The 11,927-nt window shown below is 55.3% G+C and carries 11 protein-coding genes; 2 read left to right on the top strand and 9 right to left on the bottom strand.

Going from position 1 to position 11,927, the window contains the following annotated elements:
- The first annotated feature begins 76 nt into the window (after window positions 1-76).
- The gene (locus tag VQ830_RS11405) at window positions 77-943 is read left to right on the top strand and encodes a glycerophosphodiester phosphodiesterase family protein (RefSeq protein WP_337268230.1); all 867 of its coding nucleotides are present in this window, start codon (window positions 77-79) and stop codon (window positions 941-943) included.
- Between the two features lie 162 nt (window positions 944-1,105).
- Here the strand turns inward: VQ830_RS11405 and VQ830_RS11410 are convergent, their stop codons facing one another.
- Window positions 1,106-1,369 carry a hypothetical protein gene (locus VQ830_RS11410; RefSeq protein WP_337268231.1) on the bottom strand — a complete coding sequence of 88 codons (264 nt, stop codon included), beginning with the start codon at window positions 1,367-1,369 and terminating at the stop codon, window positions 1,106-1,108.
- Window positions 1,370-1,678: 309 nt separating this feature from the next.
- On the opposite strand from VQ830_RS11410, the gene VQ830_RS11415 reads away from it, so the two are divergent.
- Window positions 1,679-2,131 (top strand): sigma-70 family RNA polymerase sigma factor, encoded by a 453-nt coding sequence (locus VQ830_RS11415; RefSeq protein WP_337268386.1) that lies wholly within the window; start codon window positions 1,679-1,681, stop codon window positions 2,129-2,131.
- 168 nt (window positions 2,132-2,299) lie between these two features.
- Here VQ830_RS11415 and VQ830_RS11420 read toward each other — a convergent pair whose 3' ends face one another.
- Genes VQ830_RS11420 through VQ830_RS11455 form a run of 8 tightly spaced genes read right to left on the bottom strand, consistent with a single transcriptional unit; the run spans window position 2,300 to window position 11,683 of the window.
- Window positions 2,300-3,052 (bottom strand): TIGR04290 family methyltransferase, encoded by a 753-nt coding sequence (locus tag VQ830_RS11420; RefSeq protein WP_337268232.1) that lies wholly within the window; start codon window positions 3,050-3,052, stop codon window positions 2,300-2,302.
- 4 nt (window positions 3,053-3,056) lie between these two features.
- Window positions 3,057-4,094, bottom strand: a complete 1,038-nt coding sequence (locus VQ830_RS11425) for a UDP-glucuronic acid decarboxylase family protein (RefSeq protein WP_337268233.1) — start codon at window positions 4,092-4,094, stop codon at window positions 3,057-3,059.
- A 10-nt stretch (window positions 4,095-4,104) separates the two neighbouring features.
- Window positions 4,105-5,220 (bottom strand): CgeB family protein, encoded by a 1,116-nt coding sequence (locus VQ830_RS11430; RefSeq protein WP_337268234.1) that lies wholly within the window; start codon window positions 5,218-5,220, stop codon window positions 4,105-4,107.
- Window positions 5,217-6,308, bottom strand: a complete 1,092-nt coding sequence (locus VQ830_RS11435; RefSeq protein ID WP_337268235.1) for a CgeB family protein — start codon at window positions 6,306-6,308, stop codon at window positions 5,217-5,219. Before VQ830_RS11435 ends, VQ830_RS11430 begins: the two co-directional genes overlap by 4 nt.
- Window positions 6,305-7,435, bottom strand: coding sequence for a CgeB family protein (locus VQ830_RS11440; RefSeq protein WP_337268236.1), 1,131 nt, complete (start codon window positions 7,433-7,435; stop codon window positions 6,305-6,307). Before VQ830_RS11440 ends, VQ830_RS11435 begins: the two co-directional genes overlap by 4 nt.
- 2 nt (window positions 7,436-7,437) lie before the next feature.
- On the bottom strand, window positions 7,438-8,541 hold the full coding sequence (locus VQ830_RS11445; protein ID WP_337268237.1) for a glycosyltransferase family 4 protein: 1,104 nt from the start codon (window positions 8,539-8,541) through the stop codon (window positions 7,438-7,440).
- The gene (locus VQ830_RS11450; protein WP_337268238.1) at window positions 8,538-10,580 is read right to left on the bottom strand and encodes an NAD-dependent epimerase/dehydratase family protein; all 2,043 of its coding nucleotides are present in this window, start codon (window positions 10,578-10,580) and stop codon (window positions 8,538-8,540) included. The genes VQ830_RS11445 and VQ830_RS11450 overlap by 4 nt, the downstream gene beginning before the upstream one ends.
- Window positions 10,577-11,683 carry an NAD-dependent epimerase/dehydratase family protein gene (locus VQ830_RS11455; protein ID WP_337268239.1) on the bottom strand — a complete coding sequence of 369 codons (1,107 nt, stop codon included), beginning with the start codon at window positions 11,681-11,683 and terminating at the stop codon, window positions 10,577-10,579. Before VQ830_RS11455 ends, VQ830_RS11450 begins: the two co-directional genes overlap by 4 nt.
- Window positions 11,684-11,927 lie beyond the last annotated feature (244 nt).

The following is an 11,927-nucleotide window of genomic DNA, read 5'->3' on the forward strand; positions in this document are numbered from 1 at the left end:
GCCATGGGCACCCGTCAACCGCCCTTTGCCGAGATCCCGCCTCACCTGCCCTTTTTGTCGAAGTCGAAAGTCTACTATGTCCATTTCATCAGTTTCTCTCAAAGCATCGACGGAGTTCTCCTGCGACACTCTGTTGTCACGCCGTAATCCTGATATCTTGGCTGTCGCCCATCGCGGCTTATGGACTAGCGCTCCGGAAAATTCGTTGTTGGCCATTCGCGTTGCGATGGAGGCCGGCGTTGAGATCGTTGAAATCGACGTGCAAACGACTGCGGACGGTGAACTCGTCATTATTCATGACGGGACGCTGGATCGAACGACAACAGGTTCTGGGACGGTCAGCAAAACATCACTTGAGACGATTCGTGCGGAACGACTACGTGCTGCCGCTGGAGGCCGCGAGGCCGCTCTGACAGACGAGAGAGTGCCGACACTGAAGGAAGCGCTTGAGGAGGCTCGCGGCCGGCTTCTCGTCAATCTCGACACGAAATATGATCGAGACCTCGACGATGTAGTCAAAGCTGTCCTCGATCTCGGTATGCAGGACCACGTTATTATAAAGTCGAAGATTGAGCCCGCCACCGGCAACTTTCCGATCGCACAAGCGCCTTGGTTTGGTAAAGTCATCTTCATGCCGATCTTCACCGTGCGCACAGGAATGTTTTCTGAAGACCTAAAGGCAATCGAGGTCCTGAGCCCAAAAATGATCGAAATCAGCTTTTCTGATCTTTCCGATTTGCAAGGGGCTGAGGACGAACTAGAGCGGCAGGACATCAGACTCTGGATCAATACACTCGACGTCGCACACAGCCTTGATCTGAACGATACAGCAGCACTGAAAGATGGCGAAAACGTCTGGGGCAGGCTTATCGATGCGGGCGCCGGAGCTATCCAAACCGATGAAGCCGCTGCCTTCAAAGCGTTTGTGGCCCATCGCGGTTAAGCAGCGATGTGAGATCTGCAAAAGCGCTCTGATAAAGCTTGATCACGGCATTTACCTGTAAGCGAGAATGGTTTTGAGCGCTTTTTCAACGCCGCTCTAAACAACATCAATGACATCTGCAGTCGGGTTGATGTCGCGCCAAACGCACTGTTTGGTGTGGCATTAGTCTCTGTTGATAAACTTGTTGAAACGGCTGGTTTTGCCATCGCTCGTCTCGTCCTGATAAAGAAAAGCCAGCTTGTTGTGTTCGAAAATCTGGAAAAATTCGCTCCAGTCGATCTCTTCGAGCGAATCCTCCGGTTCGGCAAAATCAATGCGTAGAAGCCCGCCTTCCCCGGCACCCTTCACGCGCGAAGGTCTGCCTTTTCGTTCTTCTATCCAGCGCTGAATTGTCTCATGATCTGTTGTCGTGTGGGATGTGCTCATCGGTGTCTCCAGTCTAGCTTCGTTGAGTGAACCTGCACGGAGGAAAGACATTCCCTTCTGTCTACATGGCCGCGATGTCCGAACATTGGCTTGAACTTGTTGTTCCGCGCATTGCAAATTTCTTGCGAAAACGGTGGAACCTTTTTTGTACGAAGACGTACAGTTGCATAATTACCGGAACCTACGTCCAGTTGATCCATTGAGTTATCAACGCAAGCAGCGTTGTCTCAATGGCTTCGACATCCACCTGTGGGGGACGATATGTATCATGACAATTGTGACGGCATTCGAGGTGAAATTGTAAATTTGATGCCGGCTCTTCGCGCTTTCAGCCGAACGTTTTGCAAGAATCAAACTGATGCAGACGATCTCGTCCAGGAAACCGTAGTCAAAGCATTGGCTAACCTTCACCATTTCACTGAAGGTACTCGACTGAAATCGTGGCTTTTCACCATAATGAGGAACACTTTTTGCTCGCGCTTCCGAGTGGCGCAGAGAGAAGCTCCCGGCGCGAGTGAGTGCGTATCAGGCAATGGGGTGACGCCGCCGCCTCAGGAATGGTCGGTCATGGCAAGCGATATGCAAAGAGCAGTCGGAAAGCTGCCGAACTGCTATCGCGATGCGCTGGAATATGTGATCCTTGACGGCAAGAGCTACGAAGAAGCAGCCCGCCATTTTGACTGTGCCGTTGGTACGATCAAAAGCCGCATTAATCGGGCACGACAGCATCTAACGCAGGAGTTTGACGGGCGGCGCGATTAAAGTCGTTCTTTCTCACTGTATTGGCCGCATCCTAATGCGGCCGTTCGTGTTTCCCCTTGAGAAGCAGGCGTGGTCTCTCTTCACAATGTGGTTCCTTAGAGACCATAGATAGGCGCACCCGCTTCGAGCGGGCTGCGGCACGGTCTGATTTTACATCAAAAGACTGCCTCAGAAGGGCGGCGGTTCCACGGCATAATGCCGTTTACCGCGACGGCAGAGATAAACCTCCCGTTCAGGATTTTCATCAATGACGAAGCCGCTGCTGCGCAACATCGCCTCCATGGCAGCCTTGTTCGGGATGAACCAATTTGTGGGGTCGGAGGCGTAATTTTGCTCAACGAAAAAGAGCTTCGGGTAATCCGGCCTGTCAAAGACGCTCCACTCGGCAAATGGATAATCGTCAGCAAGTTCGGGAATTCTTTCGTCCCCACGTTGTAAGCATTGAAACAGCATTTCGTCCGCGACAACATGCTCATAGAGAAGATCGAGCGCCAGCAGCGGATGACGCAGGTGGTAAAGAACGCCCATGAAAATGACGAGATCGAACTTCTTTCCAAGCTTGGCAACGTCGTAAACCGTCATTTGCTCGAAATGAATATCATGTCCGAGCTCCCTGGCGGCCCAGCGAGCTTGTTTCAGGTATCGAGGATCGCTGTCGATCCCGACAACTTCGCCTGCATTTCTCTTCTTCATCTCGAAGCAATAGAAGCCTGCGTTGCACCCGATGTCGAGCACGCTCCGGCCATTCAGATTCTCCGGCAGAGCGTCTCGAAACCCTCGCCATTTAAAAGCGGGATAGTCGCCGAGAAAATGATCTGGCGCCGTCTCTATCCCGCCAATTCTGATATTCTGAAACCAGGGCCCGAGCTCGTTGGCTTCCCTTTTAAGATCATCCGCGCGTGAAGCAGGCTTACTGTCCATTGCCTCAAACCTCCGCCACCACGACAGCTGCGGAGGGAGTAAGCCTTGAGACCGGCAATGACTTGACGGCAATTGTGTCAAGATGCGCTGCAAACCAGTCCGCAGTCAGTCGCAGTCCGTCCGCCAAGGGAACCTTTGGTTGCCAGGCTAGAAGCTCAATGGCGCGCCCGATGTCGGGTTTGCGTCTTTGCGGATCGTCCTTCGGCAATGGCTTGTAGACGACGCCGACCGCTGACGGGATGAAGACTTGGACCATTTCTGCGAGTTCGTTGATGGTAAACTCGCCAGGGTTGCCGATGTTGACGGGAACTCCAGGATTGGGCGCAACCTCCATCAGTGCCATCAATCCTTCGACAAGGTCGCTTACGAAGCAGAAGGAGCGCGTTTGCTCACCACTGCCGTAAATCGTCATCGGCACTGCCTTTAGAGCCTGAACGATCAGATTAGACACGATGCGGCCGTCGTTGGGTTGCATGCGCGGCCCATAGGTATTGAATATCCGTGCCACGCGGACATCGACGCGACCTGCGCGAAGCATATCGAAGCAAAGAGCCTCGGCCGCGCGCTTGCCCTCGTCATAGCAAGCTCTCGGTCCAGTACAGCTGACATTTCCTCTGTAATCTTCCCTCTGAGGATGCTCGACAGGGTCTCCGTAAACTTCACTTGTGGAGGCCTGCAGGAAGGATGCGCCATGGCGCTCTGCCAATGCGAGAAGGTTTCCCGTGCCGGTGACGCAGGTCATCATCGTATGAATGGGATCGGCCTGATACTGCGGCGGAGAGGCTGCGCAGGCCAGGTTATAGACCTGGTCGATCGGACCGCGGAACGATGGAAGCGCGCAAATATCGGCCTCTACTGCAGAAAAATCGGGATTGTTCAGCAGTGGGCGGATATTGTCCTCAGATCCCGTGATATAACTATCGACACAGATAACCCGATGACGACGCGCCAGAAGCGCGTCACAAAGGTGCGATCCAACGAAGCCGGCGCCGCCCGCAACCAAGACCGTTTTGACGTCCTTCTTCAATATTCCGTCGCGCATGGCTTTCTCCTCAAGCTGTTTTCCGCATGCCATCTTTTGACGCGTGCGATGATCTGACGGGCATTGCGGCAATCGCATCCACTAGCTCCTGAGCGCGCGCATGTCCGGTATGACCCTCCTGAACGCGACGGTGGGCGTCTGCGGCAATATTAAGGCGTGTCCACTCATCCAAACCGGTCAGAGTATCCACGACGTCCTGCGGGCTGTCGGCGATCACGATCGCCTCATCTTCTGGCAACAAATCGGTCAACCCCCGCCAGAAATCGCTGATGATGGGCGAGCGACATGCGGCAGCTTCAAAGAGCCTGACGCTCGGCGACCAGCCTGCGGCAATCATGTCTTGTCGCGTGACATTGAGCGTAAAGCGCTGTCGGCTATAAAAGCTTGCATGCTCCGATGGCGGTAGATGTTCGATCCGCTCGACGTTTTCGGGCCAATCTATGGTGTCAGGATATTGCGGGCCGGCGACAACGAAGCGCGCATTAGGAAGACGTCGCGCCGGCTCAATCAAGAGCCGCTCGACGGTCGGCTGTCGATCTAGACTGTATGTCCCCAGATAGCCGAGGTCCCAGACGGGCGTCTCGCCGGTATTGACGTAACGCTCTGCATCAACTGAACAGTACAGAGCGACGGCTTTTAGAGCACGATAATCCTGCTCTATGCGCGTGAGGACCTGCCCACCGGAAAACGAGAAATAAGCGTCGAAGATGGGCATCTGCCGTAATGCGAGGTACTCCTCATCACCTCGATCAAGCTTTGCCAACGTTACGGGGGTGTCGATGTCGTAGAAACAGAGCCGGCGCAACGGAAGCGATGCCAGCTTGTCAATGAGCTTGATGCCTTCAGGAACATAGGAGCCGACGATGACGGCATCGGCCTGCTCAAGGCGATCTCGATAGACAGAGAGCATATCGCCGATGTCGGTATAGTAAGCAAGTTCGCAAAAATCGGGTTCTGGAAGGTCACGATGGCTGGCATACCAGGGAACATCACGCTCGAGAAACAGAATGCGGTGTCCTTCAGCGGCCAGTCCACGTAGTAAGGCTCGAAAAGTCGTTGCGTGGCCATTTCCCCATGAAGATGACAACGACAAACCGAGAACGACGATGTCGAGAGGCCTCTTCATTCCGCAGCCTCCCGGCCAGCATTGACTCGCGTGCGGAACAGCAGGTCGACCGTCTCGGCACGATGCGCGTAAGTATGGGCATCAAGTACTGTGGCACGTGCATTTTCGCCAATGAGACGCGCTCGCTCAGGAGTCAAAGCTTGCATGATATCGACGACATCCTGGCCATCCCGAGCCACCAGGACCTCATGCTCGGGCTTTAGGAAAAGCTCGATCCCTTCCCAATAGTCTGTCACGAGGCATGCGCCAGCCCCGGCTGCTTCGAATACTCGTGTTGCCGGCGAAAATCCGTTTTCCGCCATGCTGGCGCGCGAGATGTTCAGGACTGCCTTGGGAGACGCGTTGAAAGCATTGTGGTCTCGAGTTGAGACATGACCAACATAGGCAATATTTGGCGACATTGCTTTATCGCTCCAACCCGAGCCTCCCAACAGAAATCTACTGTCTGCAACCCGCGCAGCCGGTTCGAGGAAGAATTGCTCGACTCTTGCCTCTCGGTCTGGAAGGCGGTTGCCCAAAAAGCTGAGATCAGCAGAGAATTTAGGTTCTTTTGGAACGGGATAATGGGTTTGCGGATCAAGTGCGTTATAAATCGGGATACAGTCTGGCGCGCCCAGCTTTCGATAAGCATCAATGACCGGATTGCCGCCGCCGTATGTCAATACAAGATCGAGAGCTGGTAAAGCTTTTCGCAGCGAATGATCGGGGGAAGACCGCAGTTCTGCCAGCGTGGCAGGCGCGTCGACATCCCAAAAGATTTTCAACGCATGCTGCTTGGCATTACGCATGACTTCCATAAGCAGGAGATCGTCTTCAAATCCGACGCCGCTTGCCTTGATAACAATGTCAGCGCGGGAAGCTTCGGCACTTACGGCCTTTAAAGCCTCCACTGTTCCTTCATAGACGACGACGCGGCACCAGTCCGGTGCATCAATATCCCGGTTCTTCTGCCGGTCGTAGACATCCGGCTCATAGAACGTAATGTCATAGCCTTTTTCAGCCAGCGCTCGCAGAAGACCTCGGTAATAGGTTGCCGCACCATTCCAGTAGGCCGAGACGAGGCTCGAGCCATAAAATGCAATCTTCATTCAGCAGCCTCCGGCTGGTTCAGTTGTCCGGTAGTGCGGCTCGTACCGCAGGATGTTAGGACCGAGAAAAGCTCATCAACGCGATGCCTGCAGGTGTGACGGGCGCGAAGTGTCTCCAGTCCGGAGGCGGCGAGTGACGCAGCCAATGCCGGATCTGAAAGGACCTCTTTCATCGCTTTCGTCATCACCTCACCATTGCGTGCGACCAGATAATCCTGCCCCGGGCGAAAGAGATGTTCTGCGTCATCCCAAGGGGCCGAGATAAGAGGAATGCCGCAGGCGAGTGCCTCGAAGACACGGATAGTTGGAATGCCCGGCAGATGCTCGACATAGGGTCTGCGTGGAACATGAACTGTCATCTTGTGTTGCGCAAAGGCCTTGGGGGCGTCAGCGTTCGCGATCCAGCCGCCATAAGCAATCCCGGCAGTACCAAGACGCGCCAGAGCTGCATCCGGATAGCGAACTCCGCGCACCAGAGCCTTCAGGCCAAGTTTCTCAACCGGATCGACCAGGAACTCCATGATCTCGGCTGAGCGTTCATCATCCCCCCAATTTCCGATCCAGATCAGATCCCCTGTCTTCTCAACATCAGGCATTGGCTGAAAAAGGCTGTCATCAGCCGCCTCATGCCAGGTATAAACATGTCGTCCCCAGCCGGCTCGCAGATAGCGCTGACGCAGCGTTTCGCCGAAAGCAAGAACGCCGTCATAATCGGCAAGGATCAGTCCCGCGATATCATCCTCAGCAGAAACTGCGCGGTGATGTGTGTCGTGGAAGAGCAGGGTAAATTTCCCGCCGTTGCGTCGCGCCGCACCAATGCGTTTGACCAGCAGGGGGTCGGTCCATTCGTGAACAATAACGACGTCGGCATCGTCGATCGCAGCCTCGTGATCGAAGGCATCGTCGTAGAGTGTGGAACGAAGATCTGGAAATGTGCGATAGAAAGCCTCTTCAGCAGTCTCGCCCTGATCATCGCGTAGATTTTGCCGGCTCCAAGCTCCAACAGGTTCGAGTGCGACGGCCTGATGGCCTCGACCAATAAGGTTGCGCATGACGCCGCGGAGAAAATGCGCGTTGCCATGGTTCCAGTCGGAAACGAGGGAATGGGTGTAGAAAACGAATTTCATGGTCACTCCGCAGCCGTTGAAATCGTGCGCTCACAAAGGACCGCATAAAGATGCGCCATACCGTCTGCCTGCGCATCCAGACTAAAAACACGCGAACGCTCTTGCGCCTGCTTTGCAAGCTCGGCTCGACGGTCAGGATTGGAAGCAAGCGCATTGATGGATTTGGCAAAACCTTCAGGATCGTGTGGATCGACAAAGATAGCCGCGTTGCTCCACAGTTCCCGATAGGTCGGGATATCGGATAATACGAGCGCTGCCCCGCACCGTGCCGCTTCCAGCGGTGCAAGCCCAAATGGCTCGTAGATGGATGGCGAAACGAAAATCGCAGCGTCCCGCATCAATGCAATGACGTCCTGATGAGGACGCGGGCCGCGATCAACAGCATGTTGAAGGTAGCACCGCTGACCGTTGGGACCTTGGCTGTCGCCAACCATCACAAGCGGCACCTCTGTCAAAGCGGCCGCGGCATCCAGAACGAGACCGTTCTTTCCCTCGTCCCACCAACGTCCGGCCGACATGGCAAAAAGCGTCTTGTCGGCATGCGCTAAAGGCTGTCGACTGGCGTTTTTCACGACGGTTAAACCGCCGATCTCACCATAGCATCTCTGCAGTGCCATTGCATGGCTGTAGCTCGGCGCGACGACCATATCAGCTCTCGCAAATCCGGCGCGGTTCAGCCGCTCGTGCCATAACCAGTCTTCAGGAACCGCGCTCTTGCGAACCGCCTGAAACCAAGTTGGGACACAGGAATGCGAGACCACAAGGACAGGAAGATCGATCTTCAATCCAGCAGCCTGTGTTGGCAGGTTAAGGTGGAGAAGATCAACCTTTTGCTCTAACGCGATGTGCGCGATCTTTTCGGGGACATCCGAAATTGCGCGCTCGTCTGCCAGCCAATCAAGTGGCTCATCGAGCCATAACAAGCGCCCATATCGCTCTGCTTCCTCGTATTTGTCGCGGGATGGACGCGGCCCGAGACCTAGGAAAACAGTCTTGAGGCCGGTTGCGGCAAGGCCCGCGGCCAGATCCATGGCATAACGCCAAACACCGCCGACAGCATCGACCGTCATCAGGACAGTCCGCTTGGGTTTTGCAAAGCCTGTCATGCCGGCACTTTTCGCTTCTGACGGTGCGAAATACGGCCTCCGAACCGGTTCGCGATCAGCCATTCGCTGAGATGCCGCATGCCTTCGCGCCAGCCGATGTTCGGCTGCCAGCCAAGATCATGCTGAAGCTTGCGAGTGTCTGCAACGAAGTAAAACTGGTCCCCAGATCGCCAATCCGAAAAATCGACATCCGTATGAAGTCCAGTGATTGCCTCGATCTCGCGGAGCACAGAAAGGATGCTCACGGCATTCTGCGGTCCGCCACCGAGATTGAAGACTTGGCCTTTCAGCTTACCGATATTGCCCAGCAAGGCGCGATAGGCGGCCACAGCGTCGTCGACATGCAGGATATCACGCACTTGCTTTCCGTTTCCGTAGATCGAAATCGGCTCACCTGAAAGCGCCCGGATGAGGAAATGCGCGACCCAACCCTGATCTTCCGTCCCGAACTGCCTGGGACCGTAAATGCAGCTCATTCGCAGAACGGCGGTGGGAATGCCGAAGGACTTGGCGTAATCAAGCGCGTACTGATCGGCAACACCCTTCGAGCAGCCATAGGGCGTGCAGAAATTGAGCGGCCGACTTTCGCTGATCCCGTCAAGGCGCACGCCTTCATGCTCGGGAACGTAACGATCGGTCTGCTCCAGCATGACGAGATCTTCGAGGGCGCCGTAGACCTTATTGGTACTGGCGAAGATAACCGGTGCTTGTCGATTTGCCTTTCGAACCGCCTCCAGAACATTCAAGGTGCCACGTGCATTGGTTTCAAAATCGTCGATGGGATGAACGAGACTGGTTGTCACCGCAGTTTGGGCCGCAAAATGATAGACCGCTTTCGCGTCTTTGAATGCAGCTTCTATGCCCAACGCATCCCTGATATCGGCAAGAACCGGATGAACGCGCTCGCCATGGCGCGCGGTCAACCAGGCCAGGTTCTGATCCACCCCTGCCCGGCAAAGATTATCGACAATGACGACATCTTCTCCCTCCCGCAGAAAGCTTTCCGCCAGGTTTGAGCCGATAAAGCCGCTACCGCCGGTTATGACAATAGGCGCCGCTGCGGATGCAACATGAGGACTTGCAAGTTCTGCCACCTGCCGCAGCCTTTCAACGCCTCCCTCCATCAACAATCGCGCAAGCAATTTGGGTTGGTCGTCGTGAGTCACGGCACCGAGGTGGTAGTGCCTCGGATCGAACCACAGCCCCTCCTGAACCGCAACGTCTGGTGGGACATCCTTCCAGGAATACCAGTAGATTCGATCGGCCGGCACAGTCAGCGCTTTCATGAAACGACGCGCCTGTTCGATCTCGTCGTTGCGCCACGTGGAGTAACCCGTTTCGGTAATCCAGATGGCGGCTTCAGCGTTGTAGCGGTCGAGGATCCGCCGCATCTCGCCAAGATGCATGTCCCACCCGCCCCACGTAGCTTCTTCGCTATCCCAGGTGCCGGGAAAGCCATGAAATCCGACCGCGTCCACGACGTTCAAAACACCGCGTTCGCCCATTAGGTTCAGCCAGAAGGGGTCGAAAGGGCAGGGTCCGCCTAGCACCGGCTTGAAGCCTCGCTGCTTCGCCCAGAAGGCTGCCGCTCCGACCATCTCGCAGAAAAGGAGAAAATCGGTATCTTCGCGCCAATCCCAATCAAGAAGATTGTTCGGCTCGTTCCACAATTCGATGTGGCTGAAGTGCTTTCCGTAACGGGTCAGGACGTGATCGATGAAATCTGCATAAGCTTTGAGCTCCAGCGGGGGGCCGGAAGAACGGCCGGTCCTCGACATAGACGGCGGAGTGTAGTGAACGCAGGGGAGCAAATCGATCTTGCCGCCCAGCTGCGGGATCAACCAGTCGAACCATTCCTCACCGCCGGGCGCAAGATATTCTGCCCATGACAAATGCGTGCGCAGATAGCTTGCGCCGCTGCTGAGGATCTGCGGCATCACCTCTTCAACGCGTGCATACTCGCCAGGGCGAAACCATTCGACAAATCCGAATTGCTTTGGCTCTTCTACTCTTGAACTACGAGAGGGGCCTTTGCTCATGAAACAAGCCCCCGCTCCTCAAGCTGACGGCGCATCTCTGTACCGCGGTCGACGGCGCCTGTCTGCCGAACCCATTCCACAAAAGGCGCAAGGGAATCTTCAAGTCGATGCTTCGGCTCGAAGCCCAAAAGCTCGCGGGCCTTAGAGATATCGGAGAAGCAATTTCGGATGTCGCCGGAGCGCGCCTTGTTCATGATCTCAGGTGCAATGTCGGGCACGTCCATGGCCTCAGCCAAGAGAACGGCGACCTGCTTTATCGTGTAGGCGTTGCCACTGCCGATATTGAAGACATGACCCGCCGCACCAGGCTTTTCGAGAGCGAGGCGAAATGCGGTGGCCACATCGCGCACATGCACGAAATCACGGCGTTGCTCCCCATCCTCGAAAATCATTGGCGGCTGATGATTTGCCAAACGCGAGGCGAAATTGGCGAGAACGCCGGTATAGGGATTGGCAAGCGCCTGTCCCGCACCAAAGACATTGAACAGGCGCAAAGCAACCGCATCGATTTGGTAGGCGTCACCAAAAATCAGCGCCTGCTTTTCCTGCGAATATTTCGTCAACGCATAGATCGAAGCAAGATCGACCGGCTTTTGCTCATCAGTGGCGACCGGTTTGAGCGGCTCGCCGGAAGGACCAAGCGGGTTCCACTGGCCGCTGCGTATGCGGGCAGAATTTCGGCGAATGTAACCGAGCCTGCGTCCATCGTTCGTTTCGTAAAGACCTTCGCCATAAACGCTCATCGAAGAGGCAACGACAAGCCTTTTGATCGGCAAGCCGATCATGCTTTCAAGGAGAACGCCAGTGCCCAGATCGTTGACGCCGACATAACGAGCAATCTCGTACATGGACTGGCCGACGCCGACTTCCGCTGCAAGATGAATAACTCCTTCGACGCCGGCAAGCGCAGTCTGCACCGCCTCCTTGTCCCGGATGTCCGCCTGCACCAGTTCGACGCCCTCTGGAACCTCAAGATCGGCATCCGCATGGACCTGATCGATGAGTAAATCCAGAACGCGGACATTGTAGCCATGGGTCAAAAGCTCTTCGACCACATGCCTTCCAATAAAGCCGCAGCCGCCCGTCACAAGGATTTTTGCCATTAGTTTTTCCGTCATCGGTTCGTTTTGAAATCACCCGCCGAACCGGACGCTGAGACAAATGTTCCTTCATCAATGACATCTTTGTCATCTTTGACTTCATCAATGACATCTATGGGCAGGCGTTTGAGAGGTCCGGCGCAAAAGGCGCAATGGATGACAAGAGGCGAGAACCATTCCCCTGCTGGCTCAATCCGGGTTCAGAAGACATATGTGCTAGGCTCATCCACAGGCAGGGGAGCGGGCT

Source organism: Oryzifoliimicrobium ureilyticum, from assembly GCF_037199735.1.
Taxonomy (GTDB): Bacteria; Pseudomonadota; Alphaproteobacteria; order Rhizobiales; family Rhizobiaceae; genus Rhizobium; species Rhizobium ureilyticus.